Annotated in this window: 16 protein-coding genes; 9 read left to right on the top strand and 7 right to left on the bottom strand. The window is 67.6% G+C overall.

Translation table 11 applies throughout. From position 1 onward, the window contains the following. Nucleotides 1–158: 158 nt before the first annotated feature. From rpmH to AB0F38_RS29585, 9 genes are all read left to right on the top strand, one after another. Complete coding sequence (gene rpmH, locus AB0F38_RS29545) at nt 159–296, top strand: 50S ribosomal protein L34 (protein WP_003967884.1); 138 nt, start codon at nt 159–161, stop codon at nt 294–296. A 19-nt stretch (nt 297–315) separates the two neighbouring features. After that, nucleotides 316–687, top strand: a complete 372-nt coding sequence (gene rnpA, locus AB0F38_RS29550; protein WP_361899839.1) for a ribonuclease P protein component — start codon at nt 316–318, stop codon at nt 685–687. After that, nucleotides 684–1,043 carry a membrane protein insertion efficiency factor YidD gene (gene yidD / locus AB0F38_RS29555; RefSeq protein ID WP_361899842.1) on the top strand — a complete coding sequence of 120 codons (360 nt, stop codon included), beginning with the start codon at nt 684–686 and terminating at the stop codon, nt 1,041–1,043. The genes rnpA and yidD overlap by 4 nt, the downstream gene beginning before the upstream one ends. Nucleotides 1,044–1,046: 3 nt before the next feature. Beyond that, the gene (gene yidC, locus AB0F38_RS29560; protein ID WP_361899846.1) at nt 1,047–2,312 is read left to right on the top strand and encodes a membrane protein insertase YidC; all 1,266 of its coding nucleotides are present in this window, start codon (nt 1,047–1,049) and stop codon (nt 2,310–2,312) included. 14 nt (nt 2,313–2,326) lie between these two features. After that, entirely contained in the window at nt 2,327–2,836 is a 510-nt protein-coding gene (locus AB0F38_RS29565) for a R3H domain-containing nucleic acid-binding protein (protein WP_361899849.1), read from the top strand. A 109-nt stretch (nt 2,837–2,945) separates the two neighbouring features. Then, nucleotides 2,946–3,662 carry a 16S rRNA (guanine(527)-N(7))-methyltransferase RsmG gene (gene rsmG, locus AB0F38_RS29570; protein ID WP_361899852.1) on the top strand — a complete coding sequence of 239 codons (717 nt, stop codon included), beginning with the start codon at nt 2,946–2,948 and terminating at the stop codon, nt 3,660–3,662. Between the two features lie 293 nt (nt 3,663–3,955). Further along, the gene (locus AB0F38_RS29575) at nt 3,956–5,032 is read left to right on the top strand and encodes a ParA family protein (RefSeq protein ID WP_361899920.1); all 1,077 of its coding nucleotides are present in this window, start codon (nt 3,956–3,958) and stop codon (nt 5,030–5,032) included. Continuing rightward, nucleotides 5,029–6,120, top strand: coding sequence for a ParB/RepB/Spo0J family partition protein (locus AB0F38_RS29580; RefSeq protein WP_361899854.1), 1,092 nt, complete (start codon nt 5,029–5,031; stop codon nt 6,118–6,120). The genes AB0F38_RS29575 and AB0F38_RS29580 overlap by 4 nt, the downstream gene beginning before the upstream one ends. 306 nt (nt 6,121–6,426) lie before the next feature. Continuing rightward, nucleotides 6,427–7,044: a GNAT family N-acetyltransferase gene (locus AB0F38_RS29585; RefSeq protein ID WP_361899857.1), complete on the top strand. Its 618-nt coding sequence runs from the start codon at nt 6,427–6,429 to the stop codon at nt 7,042–7,044. A 93-nt stretch (nt 7,045–7,137) separates the two neighbouring features. Here the strand turns inward: AB0F38_RS29585 and trxA are convergent, their stop codons facing one another. The 7 genes from trxA to AB0F38_RS29620 all read right to left on the bottom strand — a co-directional run bounded on the left by trxA (nt 7,138) and on the right by AB0F38_RS29620 (nt 16,600). Beyond that, complete coding sequence (gene trxA, locus AB0F38_RS29590; protein WP_361899860.1) at nt 7,138–7,470, bottom strand: thioredoxin; 333 nt, start codon at nt 7,468–7,470, stop codon at nt 7,138–7,140. A 44-nt stretch (nt 7,471–7,514) separates the two neighbouring features. Further along, complete coding sequence (trxB, locus tag AB0F38_RS29595; protein WP_361899863.1) at nt 7,515–8,486, bottom strand: thioredoxin-disulfide reductase; 972 nt, start codon at nt 8,484–8,486, stop codon at nt 7,515–7,517. A gap of 126 nt (nt 8,487–8,612) precedes the next feature. Then, the gene (locus tag AB0F38_RS29600; RefSeq protein WP_361899866.1) at nt 8,613–9,527 is read right to left on the bottom strand and encodes a hypothetical protein; all 915 of its coding nucleotides are present in this window, start codon (nt 9,525–9,527) and stop codon (nt 8,613–8,615) included. Continuing rightward, nucleotides 9,524–10,228: an RNA polymerase sigma factor SigM gene (gene sigM, locus AB0F38_RS29605; protein WP_361899869.1), complete on the bottom strand. Its 705-nt coding sequence runs from the start codon at nt 10,226–10,228 to the stop codon at nt 9,524–9,526. Before sigM ends, AB0F38_RS29600 begins: the two co-directional genes overlap by 4 nt. Before the next feature lie 25 nt (nt 10,229–10,253). Next, nucleotides 10,254–11,945: a protein kinase family protein gene (locus tag AB0F38_RS29610; protein WP_361899872.1), complete on the bottom strand. Its 1,692-nt coding sequence runs from the start codon at nt 11,943–11,945 to the stop codon at nt 10,254–10,256. Nucleotides 11,946–12,078: 133 nt separating this feature from the next. Then, nucleotides 12,079–14,238, bottom strand: a complete 2,160-nt coding sequence (gene murJ / locus AB0F38_RS29615; RefSeq protein WP_361899875.1) for a murein biosynthesis integral membrane protein MurJ — start codon at nt 14,236–14,238, stop codon at nt 12,079–12,081. 49 nt (nt 14,239–14,287) lie between these two features. After that, nucleotides 14,288–16,600 (bottom strand): DUF6049 family protein, encoded by a 2,313-nt coding sequence (locus tag AB0F38_RS29620; RefSeq protein ID WP_361899878.1) that lies wholly within the window; start codon nt 16,598–16,600, stop codon nt 14,288–14,290. Between the last annotated feature and the right edge of the window lie 133 nt (nt 16,601–16,733).

Consider the following 16,733-nt stretch of genomic DNA (forward strand, 5'->3'; position numbering starts at 1 on the left):
GAGTTGTCGATGGCTGCTGCCGCCTGCCTCCGATGGGCAAAGATCACGATCTGTGATTGTGAAGCGGTGCACTAAGGCGTTTACGCGAGTTCCTCGTGGGCGCACGGTGACAGCCAGGCGATGTCCCGCCAACACACGATCATTTCTGGAGCCCCCGAGTGAGCAAGCGCACCTTCCAGCCGAACAACCGTCGTCGCGCCAAGACCCACGGCTTCCGGCTGCGTATGCGTACCCGTGCCGGCCGTGCGATTCTCGCGAACCGCCGTGGCAAGGGCCGCAGCAGCCTGTCCGCCTGATCGCTTACAGGTCCATGACGTGCTGCCTACCGAGAATCGGCTGAGGCGGCGCGAGGACTTCGCGACCGCGGTACGACGAGGACGTCGAGCCGGACGTCCGCTACTGGTCGTCCATCTACGCAGCGGTGTAACGGACCCGCACGTGACGGGGGAGAGTGCTCCCCCGTCACGTGCGGGTTTCGTTGTCAGCAAAGCAGTGGGCGGAGCGGTCGTCCGCACCGCGGTGAAGCGCAGGCTTCGCCATCTGGTCCGTGACCGGCTGGCTCAGCTGCCCCCCGGTAGCCTTGTTGTCGTACGAGCGCTGCCCGGATCGGGCGACGCCGACCATGCACAGCTGGCCCGAGACCTGGATGCCGCCCTGGAGCGGCTGCTGGGAGGGGGCGCGCGATGAAGTACCCGCTGCTGGCTCTGATCAAGCTGTACCAGTGGACGATCAGCCCACTTCTCGGGCCTGTCTGCCGTTACTACCCGTCGTGTTCCCACTACGGATATACGGCGATCGACCGGCACGGTGCCATCAAGGGAACGGCGCTGACCGCTTGGCGCATCCTGCGGTGCAATCCGTGGTCACCCGGCGGCGTGGATCACGTACCGCCACGCAAACGTCCGCGTTGGCACGAACTGCTGCGCAGCTGTGTGCGTGGCGGCAAGGGCGGGGACTCAGCCGCCGCTGTGCCTTCCGGGGGGTCGGTCTCCGAACCTCTGAGCCCGGCCACAGAGACCTCGCCCAAAGCTCAAGGAGCCTGATTAGTGGACACGATTGCCAGTCTGTTCAGCTTTATCACCACACCTGTCTCGTGGGTCATCGTCCAGTTCCACAAGCTGTACGGAGCGCTCTTCGGCGATGACACGGGCTGGGCCTGGGGCCTGTCCATCGTGTCCCTGGTGGTCCTGATCCGGATCTGTCTGATCCCGCTGTTCGTCAAGCAGATCAAGTCGACCCGGAACATGCAGGTGCTCCAGCCGAAGATGAAGGCGATCCAGGAGCGCTACAAGAACGACAAGCAGCGTCAGTCCGAAGAGATGATGAAGCTGTACAAGGAGACGGGTACCAACCCGCTCTCCTCGTGCCTTCCCATCCTGGCGCAGTCCCCGTTCTTCTTCGCCCTGTACCACGTGCTGTCGTCCATCGCCTCGGGCAAGACGATCGGCGTCATCGACCAGCCGCTGCTGGACAGCGCACGTCAGGCACACATCTTCGGGGCGCCGCTGGCCGCGAAGTTCATGGACAGCGAAGAGAAGGTCGCGGCGCTCGGCGCCTCGCTGACCGATGTCCGTGTCGTCACCGCGATCATGATCGTGCTGATGTCCGCGTCGCAGTTCTTCACCCAGCGCCAGCTGATGACGAAGAACGTCGACCTGACCGTGAAGACCCCGTACATGCAGCAGCAGAAGATGCTGATGTACATCTTCCCGCTGATCTTCGCCGTCATGGGTATCAACTTCCCCGTCGGTGTCCTTGTGTACTGGCTGACCACCAACGTCTGGACCATGGGTCAGCAGATGTACGTGATCAACCAGAACCCGACACCGGGCAGTAAGGCGCAGGACCAGTACCTGGGACGTGTGCTGAAGAGCGTCACTTCCCACGGCCAGGTGCGCGGCAGGACGCGGCGGAACACGGTCAAGCGGATCGTCGCCAAGGGCCCCGACCGCAACGACATCGAGCGCAAGTTCATCAATGGGCTGTCCAAGCTCGGTCTGGCCGCCCAGGAGGACGGGACGGTCGCGAAGAGCGAGGCTGCCGTTACCGAAGCCGAGGGCGGGGCCGCACCGAAGAGGCAGCAGCCCAAGCGCCAGACGAAGGCGAAGCGTCACACGGCTGCCACGCATCCGGCGGCGGACAAGGATTCCGGTCCGGCCGGGTCCGGAGCCAAGACCTCGCTGGAGAAGCACTCCGTATCGCAGGACGACAAGTCGAAGCCGGCGGGCAGTACCGCGTCCGGCTCCTCACGCCAAGCCAAGTCCGGACAGCGCAAGGGCCCGCAGCGGCCCAAGCACCCGTCCAAGAAGTAAGAAGGAGTCCATCCGTGACGGAAGGCACCACCACCACGGCCGCTGAGGGCAGCGACACCCTGACCCGCCTCGAGCAGGAGGGGGAGATCGCGGCCGACTACCTCGAAGGTCTGCTCGACATCGCCGACCTCGACGGCGACATCGATATGGATGTGGAGGCGGACCGGGCAGCGGTTTCGATCATCAGCGAATCGGCGCGTGAACTGCAGAAGCTTGTGGGTCGCGACGGTGAGGTGCTGGAGGCCCTCCAGGAGCTGACCCGCCTTGCGGTCCACCGGGAGACCGGTGACCGCAGCCGCCTGATGCTGGACATCGGCGGCTTCCGCGCCAAGAAGCGCGAGGTCCTCGCCGCGCTGGGTGCCAAGGCCGCGGACGAGGTCAAGAGCTCGGGCGAACCGGTGAAGCTGGAGCCGATGACGCCGTTCGAGCGCAAGGTCGTGCACGACGCGGTCGCGGCAGCGGGTCTGCGCAGCGAGTCCGAGGGCGAGGAGCCCCAGCGGTTCGTCGTCGTTCTCCCGGCCTGACCGAACCCTTGTACTGTCGGCCCCGTCTGTTCGCAGACGGGGCCGATCTTTGTCAGCCTGATAGTCAGCCACCCACAGTGCGCCAGTGCGGTATGGAAGGACGGTCCCCGTGACGGAGGCAGCAGAGCTCCCTCAAGCGCCCGAAGAGGCGCAGGCAGTATTCGGTGAGTTCTTCCCAGAAGCTGTCCGGTACGCGGAGCTGCTCGCGGACGCGGGGGTCAAGCGAGGCCTGATCGGTCCCCGCGAGGTGCCGCGTCTCTGGGAGCGCCACCTGTTGAACTGCGCCGTGCTCTCCGAAGTGGTGCCCGAGGGCGTCACGGTGTGCGATGTGGGGTCGGGGGCGGGGCTTCCCGGTATCCCTCTGGCGCTGGTGCGCCCTGATCTCAAGATCACCCTGCTCGAGCCGCTGCTGCGCCGGACGAACTTCCTTCAGGAAGTCGTCGAGCTGCTGGGCCTGGATCACGTGACGGTCGTCCGCGGCCGGGCCGAGGAGGTACTCGGGACGCTCCAGCCCGTCCATGTCGTGACGGCTCGCGCCGTGGCTCCGCTCGACCGGCTCGCGGGCTGGGGGGTGCCCCTGTTGCGTCCGTACGGAGAGATGCTGGCGCTCAAGGGCGGCACCGCCGAGGAGGAGATTCAGGGGGCGCGTGCCGCGCTGAGCAAGCTGGGTGTGGTGGAGACCGAGGTCCTGCATGTCGGTGAGGGCCTCGTCGACCCGGCGGCAACCGTGGTGCGCGTCGTGGTCGGTGAAAGCCCGGGAGGTGTGAGGTTCGCCGCAAAGCGGGCCAAGGCCGCGAGGGTCAGCCGGACGCGGCGGCGTCGCTGAGGCCTTGAGGGCGGATTCTCTTTCGGTCAGTTTCTCCGCGGGTAGGCCTTTCCTTTGGGATGCTCCAGAAAAGCGGCGATATGTTTCGTCTGCGGAGTGTCGAGACCCTGCCGCTGTGCTGCACAGGCATCGTGTTTCACGTGAAACGTCGCTCTCTGCTGCAGGGAATCATCGACCGCGGTCGTGCGGCTGCCGCGCCGCGCGACCGCAAGCCCGTAAGGGTTGCCGCGTTGTCCACAGAAGTGGATTCATCCACAGAACAGTCGGCCTCGCTGGTTCGCGACCCCAAAAGCATGGCAGGCTCTGTTCATTGCGAGCCTGAAGTCGAGGAGAGTGAATCCTTGCGGTCCGACGCCGAGATCGCGGGACCGATGACCGACCCGGTCCCCGGTCCCCGTACCGAGTCTGCGGGGGACGGTGTTTCACGTGAAACACCGCCTCCGATGGACGACACACCCATCGGTCGTGCGGCCCAGCTGGCGGTCGAGGCCCTTGGCCGCGCCGGCGAGGGGCTGCCTCGACCTGACCGGACACGCGTCATCGTGGTGGCCAACCAGAAGGGCGGAGTGGGGAAGACGACCTCGACGGTCAACCTTGCCGCTTCGCTCGCCCTGCATGGCGCACGCGTCCTGGTGGTGGACCTGGATCCGCAGGGCAATGCCTCCACGGCTCTGGGAATCGACCATCACGCGGAAGTTCCCTCCATCTATGACGTCCTGGTGGAGAGCATGCCGCTCTCCGACGTGGTTCAGCCCGTTCCGGACGTCGAAGGTCTCTTCTGTGCCCCGGCCACCATCGATCTCGCCGGAGCGGAGATCGAGCTGGTGTCGCTGGTGGCACGGGAGAGCCGGCTGCAGCGGGCGATCCAGGCGTATGAGCAGCCGCTGGACTACATCCTCATCGACTGCCCGCCGTCGCTCGGTCTGCTGACGGTCAACGCGATGGTGGCCGGCGCCGAGGTGCTCATTCCGATTCAGTGCGAGTACTACGCGCTGGAGGGTCTCGGTCAGCTGCTGCGCAACGTCGATCTCGTCCGGGGCCACCTCAACCCGGGCCTTCATGTGTCGACGATCCTTCTCACCATGTACGACGGCAGGACCCGGCTCGCCTCGCAGGTGGCGGAGGAAGTGCGCAGCCACTTCTCCAAGGAGGTCCTGCGCACGAGCATTCCGCGGTCGGTGCGCATTTCCGAGGCGCCGAGCTACGGGCAGACCGTGCTGACCTACGATCCGGGTTCCAGCGGATCACTGTCCTACCTCGAAGCCGCCCGGGAGATCGCCCTGCGAGGCGTAGGTATGCATTACGAGGCGCAACAGGCCCACACGGGCGTTCAGAACAACCGGCAGAACAATGCGGAGGGCATGCAGTGAGCGAGCGTCGAAGAGGACTGGGGCGTGGGCTCGGTGCACTGATTCCCGCAGCTCCGCAGGAGAAGCAGGTATCGGCTTCCGGGGTGGGCACCGGTGGGTCCCCCGTGCTGACCGCCGAGCGTGGCGTGGCCGCCGCGAAGGTCGCAGCGCTTCCGTCCGGCCCGATGGTCCCGGAGCCGAGCTCCCCGGTCACCGGGTCGGAGTCCGTCGCGGAGACGGCCGATCCTGTTGGTGCGTACTTTGCGGAGCTTCCCCTCGATTCGATCACGCCGAACCCCCGGCAGCCTCGTGAGGTGTTCGACGAGGACGCTCTTGCCGAGCTGGTCACCTCGATCAACGAGGTCGGTCTTCTCCAGCCTGTCGTGGTGCGCAAGGTTGCTGACGACCGCTATGAGCTCATCATGGGTGAGCGTCGCTGGAGGGCCTGCGGTGAGGCTGGGCTGGACCGCATCCCGGCGATCGTCCGGGCCACCGATGACGACAAGCTGCTCCTGGACGCGCTCCTGGAGAACCTCCACCGTGCCCAGCTGAATCCCCTGGAGGAGGCAGCAGCGTACGACCAGCTGCTGAAGGACTTCAAGTGCACGCATGACCAGTTGGCGGACCGGATCGGGCGGTCCCGTCCTCAGGTGTCGAACACGCTGCGCCTGTTGCGGCTCTCCCCGCCGGTGCAGCTCAGGGTCGCCGCGGGGGTTCTCTCGGCCGGTCATGCGCGAGCCCTGTTGTCGGTGGAGGACTCCGACGAGCAGGACCGGCTGGCCCTCCGCATCGTGGCCGAAGGGCTGTCCGTGCGCGCGGTCGAGGAGATCGTGAGCCTTCTGGGCTCCGAGCCCACGAGTTCCGCGAAGCCGAGAGGACCCCGCGCGGGTGGGCGGGTCTCGCCGGCACTGACCGATCTGGCCTCCCGGCTCTCTGATCGTTTCGAGACGCGGGTGAAGGTGGACCTCGGGCAGAAGAAGGGGAAGATCGTCGTCGAGTTCGCCTCGATGGAGGATCTGGACCGGATCCTCGGCAGCCTCGCCCCGGGTGAGGGACGCGTGCTGGAGCGGAGCGTCGCGGAGGAGCAGACCGAGGACGACGAAGGCTGAACGTGCACGAGGGTGCGGGGCGGGCTGTGAACCGGTGAAGATCCCGGGACACGGCCCGCCCTTTGCTCTCTCTCGGTGTCCGCATCAGGTCTGGGTGGATACGATGCGTTCTGGTATGGCGTATCCACCACCGTGATCCACCTCAGAGGAGGCGGGGGCCGTGCGATCACTGAATCGCAGCCACCTGGTGACAGTCGGTTTGGGGCTTGGTGCTGTCGGGGGGTTCGTCGGCAGCCTGTTCCGCGAACGGAGTGCGCTGGCAGCCGCACGTGATGCGGCGGGCGCAGGAAGCGAGGAATCGCCTTCATGGGGCGACGGCTTGTACCGCTCACACTGGACAACCTTTCGGATCTCCCCAGGCGTTGCCGGTCGTGCGTCTTCTGGGAACTTGATCCGGTCAGCGGAGAAGCTGCGGTAAAGGCAGGCAGACCTGGGCTGGAGAAGGAAGCCTGGATATCCGGGGTGCTGCTGGAATGGGGTTCCTGCGGGCGGGTCGTCTATGTGGATGACGTCGTGGCCGGCTTCGTTCTCTATGCGCCGCCCGCGTATGTTCCTCGGGCCATGGCGTTTCCCACCAGCCCTGTCTCCCCCGATGCCGTGCAGCTGATGACCGCGCTGATCCTGCCGCAGTTCCGGGGGCAGGGGCTGGGCCGAGTGATCGTGCAGACGGTTGCCAAGGACTTGTTGCGGCGGGGCTTCAAGGCGATCGAGGCCTTCGGTGACGCTCGATGGAAGGAGCCGGCGTGTGTCCTCCCCGCGGATCACCTTCTCGCGGTCGGCTTCAAGACAGTGCGTCCCCACCCCACGTACCCCCGGCTCAGGCTGGAGCTGCGTACCACGCTCTCCTGGAAGGAAGACGTCGAGCTGGCGTTGGACAGGCTGCTGGGCGTCGTGCAGAAGGAGCCGGCACTGCGGCCTCTGTGAGCCCGCCCGCATGCGGTCCGGGGTGTGCGGACGCGGAACGGGCCCGCCCCGAAGGGCGAGCCCGTTTCACGTGAAACGGCGTGAGCCGCTCTGCTACTCGCTGATGAAGGGTTCGAGGTCGCGGAGAATAGCGGCCTTCGGCTTGGCGCCGACGATGGTCTTGGCGACCTCGCCGCCCTGGTACACGTTGAGTGTGGGGATGGACATCACGCCGTACTTCGCCGCAGTGGCCGGGTTCTCGTCGATGTTGAGCTTCACGATCTCGATCTGGTCGCCGTGCTCAGCGGCGATGGCCTCCAGGGAGGGGGCGATCTGGCGGCACGGGCCGCACCAGGCAGCCCAGAAGTCCACGAGTACGGGCTTCTCGTTCTTCAGGACATCCTCGTCGAAGGAGTCGTCGGTCACGTTCTTCAGGGCGCCGGCCACGGCGACCTCCTTAATTTCGCGGGGGTGTGGGGTGAGGGAAAGCGTCAGACCGCGGGGGTCTTCTCCGGCTCGGCGAGCGTCTCGTCCGCGAGGGCAGCGAGGAAGCGCTCGGCGTCGAGGGCTGCGGAACAGCCGGTACCGGAAGCGGTGATGGCCTGTCGATAGGTGTGGTCGACGACGTCGCCGGCGCCGAAGACACCCTTCAGGTTGGTGCGCGTCGAGGGAGCCTCGACCTTGAGGTAGCCCTCGTCGTCGAGGTTGAGCTGGCCCTTGAACAGTTCGGTGCGGGGGTCGTGGCCTACGGCGATGAAGAGGCCGGTCACCGCGAGCTCGGACGTCTCACCGTTCTTGGTGTTCCGCAGGGTCAGGCTCGCGAGCTTCTGATCGCCGTGGATCGCTGCGACCTCGCTGTCCCAGGCGAACTTGATCTTCGGGTCGGCGAAGGCGCGATCCTGCATCGCCTTGGAGGCGCGCAGGGTGTCACGGCGGTGGACGATCGTGACGGACTTGGCGAACCGGGAAAGGAAGGTGGCCTCTTCCATGGCCGTGTCCCCGCCGCCGATGACGGCGATGTCCTGGTCCTTGAAGAAGAAGCCGTCGCAGGTGGCACACCAGGAGACACCGCGTCCGGAGAGCGCGTCCTCGTTGGGCAGGCCCAGCTTGCGGTGCTGCGACCCCGTGGTGACGATGACGGCCTTGGCGCGGTGCACGGTGCCCGCGGTGTCCGTGACGGTCTTGATGTCACCGGTGAGGTCCACGGAGATCACGTCGTCGGGGACGAGCTCTGCGCCGAAGCGCTCTGCCTGGGCGCGCATGTTGTCCATGAGCTCGGGGCCCATGATTCCGTTCTGGAAGCCCGGGAAGTTCTCCACGTCGGTAGTGTTCATCAGTGCACCGCCGGCGGTGACGGCGCCCTCGAACACCAGCGGCTTCAGTGACGCGCGAGCGGTGTACAGGGCGGCGGTGTAACCGGCCGGCCCGGAGCCGATGATGATCACATTACGGACTTCGCTCACGGGTTCTTCCTCGTCTCTGAAGACTGCCTACTGCCTACGGGGGTCTGTTCCACGACTCTCACCCCACCCAACGGATCCTACGGGGCATGCATTCCCGAAGAACCGCACCGGCTCCCGGCAGGGTCTTCAGGGACGGGTGTAGGAGTGGGTGAGCAGCAGCTGTCCCTTTGCCGCAGGGGTGGTCTCCGCGCACGCGGCGTCGACGACATACGCCTGGACGCGGCTCGAGTCGGTCGGGTGGGGCAGCACGACAAGGAAAGCGGCGGTGCCTCGGTAGCTGCCTTCCTCCACGGCCAGGGCGGGCGCGTTCCGGCCCGTGCCCTCCTGGATGCACGGTGGTACATCCACGACGGGCGTGCGCAGGGGGGTGCGGGGCGAAGCGGCCTCGGGCGGCATGTTCTGCGGAGACGACTTGGTGTCCATGGACGGCTTCGTCACGTCCGAGCCAGGGGGTTCGGGGGCTGCCGTCTTGCTCAGGAGGGTATGGACCCGGCCTTCGAGCGTGTCCTCCGAGAAATCCCGCGTGCTGTCCTCGGCGGCACTCACACCGTGGTCGTACACACTCTTGGTCGAATGCTGGGACTCCTGGACCGACTGCAGCAGCAACACGCTCATGCCGACCAGCGCCGCGCCGAAGGCGGAACCCAGGATCACCGTCCGGCGCCGACGCCGTGCGCTACGTCGGCCGGGTCCCGTGGCGCCTCGAGGGTGGCCTGCGGGACGAGCCACGGCAGGGCTTTCCAGAGGCTGGTCGTGTGTTTCACGTGAAACAGGACCCGTGGCGACCCGTGCCGCGAGTGATTCGGCCGCGAGCGCCGCGTCGATCCGGTCGGCGACGCTCTGAGGCATCCGCTCGTCAGCAGGCAGGGTTCCGAGCAGTGAGCGGATCTCTTCCAGCGAGGAGTGAAGTTCGCCGCACTGTGCGCACGCGCTGATGTGGTGGTGGAGGTCGGCCGTCCTGGATGGAGAGAGAAGGCCTTCGGTGAGGTCGGAGATCTCTGAGGCGTCCGGGTGCTGAGCCGTGTCGGCTGTGGATGTCATGCGCGGCCTCCTCCACCCTTCACAGCAGCAGGATCGCTTTCCCCTGCATCCCTTGGTCCTGATACCGGTGGGACGGATGCCCCCTGCGTCCGGTTCCTTGCCATGAGGCCGTCCTCGCTGTCCCCTCTGTTGCTGCGCAGATGAGTGAGCAGGGGAAGCAGTCTGGCCCGGCCCCGTGCGCAGCGGCTCTTCACGGTGCCGGTCGGTACGTCGAGGATGCGGGCAGCTTCCGCGACGGGGTAGGCCTGCATGTCCACGAGGACCAGCGCGGCCCGTTGCTCGGCGGGGAGCGTGGCCATGGCCGCCAGGAGTTCGCGGTGCAGATCCTGCCGCTCGGCGGGAGCCTCGGCGGATTCGTGCGGCTCCAGAAGCTGATCGAGGCGCTCCGCGTCGTCGACCGGTGCGGTTTTGCGTGAGGCCGCCTTGCGGGCGCGGTCGAGGCAGGCGTTGACGGTGATCCGGTGCAGCCAGGTGGTGACGGCGGACTGGCCGCGGAAGGTGTGGGCGGCGCGGAAGGCGGAGACGAGAGCGTCCTGCACCGCGTCGGCCGCTTCCTCGCGGTCGCCCAGTGTACGGAGGGCCACGGCCCAGAGCCGGTCACGGTGTCGCCGCACGAGCTCACCGAAGGCGTCCGGTTCGCCTGCGACGTGCTGAGCCAGGAGATCCTGGTCGCTGGTCTCGGCGAATCTCGTGTCGTCCAACGGTGAGCCCCCTCCCCTTGGTCCCTCAGCTGGTGATCTTGATGTCCGAAACCTTGCCTCGGTACCTACCGTCATCACTGCTCAGCGGCAGCTCGGTCAGCCAGACCAGAACGTACCGTGCCCGCACCGGCTTGTCGGCCTTGAGGGACACTTTCGTCCCGGAGCCCTGCGTGACCGTGGTGAAGCCGTCGGGCCCCTGAGGAATGGACGAGCCCTCGGCGGTTCTCAGCTCGACCGAGGTGCTGCCGCCGAGGAAGGACACGTCGACGTTGCCCACCTCCTGGACCTTGCCCAGGTCGAAGACGATTCCCACTCCGTCCTTGAGGTTGCCGAAAGCGGCGGTGTAGTAGCCGTCGGTGTTCCAGTACGAGCTGGGGTCCCCGTCGTAGGCGTTCTTTATCGATGCGGGCTTTTCCGAGCCGTCCGTGCCCTGAGGGTCGTAGTCCCGGGCGTCGGCGATGCTGACGGGCTGATCGGGTGCGACCGCCTTCTTGTCGACCTCGTCGGCGGTCTGTGTGGGGCCGGGCTCGCCGGAGTCGTTACTCCGGTCGAGGACGGTTTCCGCCAGCTGCCAGCTGCCGAGGCCCAGCGCGGCGATGAGCAGCGCGGACACGGCCCACTTGAGTGCCTTGCCGGTGCGGCTCTGGAGCGGCGGTGGCGGCGTGACCAGCACAGGCTGCGCCGCGGAGACGGGACGTGCCGACGGGCGCCCGTAGGTGCCCTGCTGGTAGGTCGTGCGCTGATACTCGGGCGGAGCGGTGAAAACCGGCTCCGGAGGCAGGATGCGCGGCATGGCGGCGACGGCCTTGGCCAGTTCGTCCGGTGTGGTGCACGGCTGTTCCTGCCGCGACGCGGTGGCGCCGTCGTTGGCGAGCGCACGCATGGCGAGCTCCGACAGACCTCGGTGGACCCCTGCGCGTACCTGGTCCGGCGGGATCAGTCCCAGGTCCTTGGGAAGCCCGGAGAGCCCGTAGGCGTCGCTCTCGTACGGCCAGCGGCGGGTGAGCGCCGCATAGAGGAGGGCGCCGATGGATTCGGTGTCCGTGCGCAGCGGGTGGTCGGAGGTGATGCCGCGCAGCGCCGCGTTCACCGCCAGACCGCGGATCCGGTATTGCCCGGTCGAGCTGCGCAGTACGGCTCCGGGGGTGAGACGCAGATGTGCCAGACCTTCCCGGTGGGCAGCGGCCATGGCCTGGGAGATCTGGCTCACGAGCTGGTAGGCGTCGTGTGCCTCCAGCGGACCCGCGGCCAGCAGGGCGGTGAGCTCGGTGGCGTCCGGCAGCCACTCGTGGACCACGTAGACGAGGTCGTCCTCCTCCACCGCGTCCAGGACCTGGACGAAGCGCGGGTCTCCGAGCAGTGCCGAGGAGCGGGCGGCGGCCAGCACCGAGCGGGCGCGCGGGTGATCGGCGGGAAGCAGGTGGACACCCACCGCGCGGCGCAGCTTCTCGTCGACGGCGCGCCAGCTGCTGAATCCGTCCAGACGGGTGACGCACTCCTCGAGGCGGTAGCGCCTGGCCAGCTTGTGGCCGCTGTGGAGATCCGGCGCCGCCGGTACGGCGGCCGGGCGTCCGGCGTCAGCACCCTCCGGGCGTGCGTCTTCGGTGTCCTGGGCTTGGGCCGTGCCGTCGGTCGTGGCCTCGTCCGCCTTGGCGGCCAGCGGCTCGTCCCCGCTGTCGTCGGCCACGTCGACAGCAGCCGTGCTACGTTCCGCCACCGTCGTTCCTGCCTCCCCATCCGTTGCGCGATGCCAGCCAGCCAGCTCTGCACAGTCACGCCAATTGTGCCCACACTCCGGCGCTATGCACGACACGCGGTGTCCGGCGATGGTTGTGCGGGCCGGCGGGCCTTCAGCGTCCGAGCCGTCCGCGGACCATGCCGACCATGCCGTTGAGCTCCTCGATCCGCATCTTCCGCGCAGCGACGAAGAAGACGCCGAGCAGGATGACGCTTCCACAGACCAATGCCACCACGGACCCGCCGGCTCCGTCGCCGAGCGCCGTCAGGAGGGCGTATCCCACGCCACCGCCGATGGCGGCCGCGGGGACCGCTGCCAGGCACAGACGGGCGTAGGTGCGCACCACGCGAGCGCCGTCGAGATCGCCCCCGAGCCGGTTGCTCAGCCGGCGCCAGGCGATGCCGACACCGACCGCGTAGGCCAGTCCGTAGGAAGCGGCCATGCCGACCACGGCCCACTGGGCCGGGAGGACCACGTAGCAGAGGGCGGAGGCCGCAGCGTTGACCGCCGCGACGATCACCGTGTTGTAGAAGGGGGTCCGGGTGTCCTCGTACGCGTAGAAGCCGCGGAGCACGACGTACTGCACGGAGTACGGGATGAGGCCGAGACCGAACGCCATCAGGATGAAGCCCATGGACCGTGCGGCCTCGGTGCCGCTGGAGGCGTACAGCAGGGTGCACATCGGCAGGCCGAGCGCGAGGAACGTGAAGGCGACCGGGACGATAGCCACGGCCGAGTTGCGCAGGCCCTGCGAGATGTCGTCGCGGACGGCCCCAGGGTCGTTGTCATGGGCGGCGCGGGAGATGCGAGGCAGCAGGGCCGCCATGACCGAGACGGTGATGATGGCCTGCGGCATGCCCCAGATCAGCTGCGCGTTGGAGTAGGCCAGAAAGCCCGCGCCGTTCTTGTCGGCGAGCTTTCCGGCCGAGGTCGCGAGCTGGGTGACGACGAGCACGCCCGCCTGATTGGCCAGGACGAACAGAACCGTCCACTTGGCGAGCTTGATCGTTTTCCCGAGCCCGTGCCCCTTCCAGTCGAAGCGGGGACGGAAGCGGAACCCTGCCTCACGGAGGTAGGGGATCATGGCCAGGGCCTGGACGATCAGACCGAGCAGCGTGCCGATGCCGAGCAGCCGGACGCCCTCCGCCGGGATGGTCTCGACGCCCATCAGGGAATCGGCCGACGTGCCGTAGACCCAGATGAACAGGCCGAACGTGAAGATCATCACGATGTTGTTGAGGACCGGGGTCCACATCATCGCGCCGAACTTTCCTCGGGCGTTGAGGATCTGGCCCATGACCACATGGATGCCCATGAAGAAGATGGTCGGCAGGCAGTACCGGGCGAACGTGACAGCGACGCTGTTGGCTGCCGGCTCGTTCGCGATGGGCAGGGACATCATGCGGATGAGCAGCGGTGCGGCGAAGACCGCCAGAGCGACGATCAGGCCGAGCACGACCATGACGAGGGTCAGCAGACGGTTGGCGTACGCCTCCCCGCCGTCCTCGTCGTCCTTCATGGACCGGACGAGCTGCGGTACGAAGACGGAGTTCAGCCCACCGCCGACGGTGAGGATGTAGATCATCGTCGGCAGGGTGTACGCGATGGTGAAGCTGTCGCCGAGCATGGCCGCACCGAGCGCGGCGGTGATCACCAGGCTGCGGACGAAGCCGGTGAGCCTCGACACCAGGGTGCCGGCCGCCATGAGGGCACTGGACTTCAGTATCCCGGAGCCTCGGCCACCGGACTTCGGAGGCACGGGTGCAGGAGCCGCCACGGGCTCGGCCGGAGGGCCGGGAGGCCGTCCCGAGCCTTCCTGGTCGCGGAAGAGGTGTGCGAACGCGTCCGGTTCCTCGCGGTCGTCGGCAGCCCGTGTGACCAGGTCGTCGACCCCGACGTACTGGGTGGTCGCCGCGTTGTCCCCGTAGGGAAGGTGCCGGGAGGGGCCTGCGGGCTCCGGTGGCGGCGTCTGGGCCCAGATGCGGGGGTCGGGGGCGTACTGTGCTGCGGGAGGCTGTTGGTAGAGCGCCTGTGGCTCCTGGTAGGTGCCGGGGGGCGGAGGCGGGTGGGATGCGCGGTCGTAGAGCGCTTCCGCTACCGGATCCTGTGCGGCGAGGTCCTGCGACCGGTACGGATCGTGGTCGTACGCGTGCTGCAGGTACGGGTCTGGTTCTCCCCCGTCCTGGCCTGCGCCCTGCGGTACGGGCGGACCGCTGGACGAACCAGCTCCGCCCGCGCCCTGGCCGCGGTCACCGTCGTACGGCGCGTTCATCGAAACCCCACCTCATTGTCCCCGGCCGACCGGCCCCGACAGACATCGCTCAACGGTCCACTTTCTCACCCGGTCCCGAACGGTTCCCGCTTTCCGGACCGGTGTCCGGTGCCGGGTCACTCGGCTGCTCGGGTTCGCCGCCGTCGTGCTCGCCGCCGTTGTTCTCCACCGTGCCGCCCGCGACGGACCGCTTGCGGTGGGTGTACATCCTGATGCCGGCCAGGACCAGCAGCAGCAGCCCTCCGGCGATCACCAGGAGCACCGTAGGTGTGACCTCGGAGACCTTCACCGTGAAGGTCATCTCCTCGCCGTACGGTGTTCCGTCTTCGGTGAAGAGACGAGCGGTGACCTGGGCCTGTCCGTTGGCGTTGGCCGATGCGTCGAACTTCACGGACTGACTGTGCCCGCCCGCGATCTTCACCGGTTGTTCGGCCACTGCGGCGCCGTTGTTGAGCTTGAGGCGTGTGGCGTTGCCCGACGTCAGACGCAGCACGAGGTTGTCGACACCCTGGACCAGCTTGTTCTGCACGGTGACGGGAATCGTCGCACTGCGGCCGGACAGGGTGACAGCGGACTTCGTGATGAGCTGCACCTCGTTGGTGAGGCTCTGGAGATAGGTGCGGACCGCGTCGCGGTACTGCTGGGCCTCCGGCGGCCGACCGCGCCACGACGTCGACATGGAGCGGTTGATCGCGTTCCCGAACGGGGTCACCACCCGGTCGGGCTGGGTCAGGATGATCTGGAAGCTGTCGAGTGAGTTCTGCGTCGTCCTGATGTCCTGGAACGCCTGGGTGGGCAGTTCCTGGCCGCGCAGCTTCTTCGGGTACTGGGAGGCCTTCGGCACCTTTGTGGTGGCCCCGGCGTCGGGCTTCTCCTCGGCTGCTGCCACCAGGTCGATGGGCTGCGTCCAACGTTCGCCGTCGAGGGCCTGCAGGGCGCGTGCCATGGTCTGAGCCTGGGCGACCGTGGGTGTCCGCTGCGGGGCGACGACGATGCTGCGTTCGTTGTCGGGGGCCTGCTCGGTCAGCGCCAGCGTATGGGCGAGGAACTTCTGGACGGCGAGTGTCGAGTCCTCCGCCTCGGCCAGTTCGCCCTTGAACGCGGTGGAGAGCCGGTGGTCGGAAACCACAGCGGTGGTGCCACCACCGATCGGCCGTGCCGACGTCGGGGTGTAGGGGAGGCTGCCGTTCTCGGCGAGGCTGTCGCTGCGGGCGATCACCTTGTGCGCGCCGGCCGACGTGGCGACATCGACGACCGAGGGGTCGATGGCACCGTCCACCGGCCAGGCGAAGTCGGTGGACGGCTTCACGTGAAGGACGGTCTCCACCGTCGTCCCCGCCACTTCGGTCGCCGTCTGCAGATGGCTGAGCGTGCCCGAGACGTTCTTGCCGCGGTGGGCGATGGAAGCGAGATCGGGGTCGGCGAACGGCAGGGCCACGACCTTGCCGTCCTTCACCGCTGTTTCCAGAGCGGCGAGCCACTGCTTGGCGGTGGCCTGGTTCGTCCCCGCGACGGTGGTGTCACCGACCTTGACGCGGTAGTTCCTCGTCATCGCGTCGACGGACGCCAGCAGGTCCGGGTCGATCACCCAGGTCACCGGGAGCCGGCTGCCCAGCGACACCAGCTGTTCCAGCCGGCCGCCGGCCGCGAGCTCGCGGGCCAGGTCCTCATTGGCGAAGACGGGGGTCTGCTGCTCGTCGGATCCCGTCTCGGCGGTGACGTGGGCCGACGCGATCAGCGGCCAGAGGAAGGTCAGCTTGGTCTTGCTGTCGGTGTCCTCGGGCTGCCAGGGCAGGAAGGTCCGCCGGATACCGAGCACCTGGTCGTAGAGGGCGTCGGAGGTCCGGCCCGTGAGCGAGACCCCCAACTGGTAGACGCCCTCGCCGTCCAGACCCAGCTTGTTCACGGGAACGTCCAGGGAGAAGTCCTGGCTTATCCCGGCAGGGAGCTTCGCCACCTGCAGCGAGTACTTCCCGCCGAGCTTGGCGGGGTCACTGCCGGGGAAGTAGCCGGTGCGCCTGGCTGCCTCGTCGATGGCCGACCTGCTGGACAGCGTCGGTCCGACCCGGAGATCGACCACGGCGTCGGTGATCGTCTTCTTGCCCTTGTTGGTCAGGGTGCCGGAGACGGTGAGCGTGTCGCCCTTGACCGGTGCACCGGGGCTGAGGGTGTTCAGGGACACATCGACGGTGCGTGAGCCGGTCGGTGCCTTCTTCGCCCCGTCCGCCTGTGCCGACGGGGCTGCCGGACCGGCCAGCACCCCGGCGATCAGGGGAGCCCCGACGATCAAGGAGGCTGCCCGCCGGAGCCACCGGCGGGCAGGGGAAGGGTGCATCCCCTGAATGTCTGCCGCCTCGGCCACGCGTACCCGTCCCTCTTCGTCGTCAGCTGGTGCCGGTCTCGCCGGTCTCTGCGTCCACGCATGGTAACGATGCGCCCGGCGGCTGAGTGCCGGGGACCGTGCCACATGATCGGGAGAGTCTCGCAGGGGCCCA

The organism is Streptomyces sp. NPDC025273 (assembly GCF_040638585.1).
Taxonomy (GTDB): Bacteria; Actinomycetota; Actinomycetes; order Streptomycetales; family Streptomycetaceae; genus Streptomyces; species Streptomyces cinereorectus.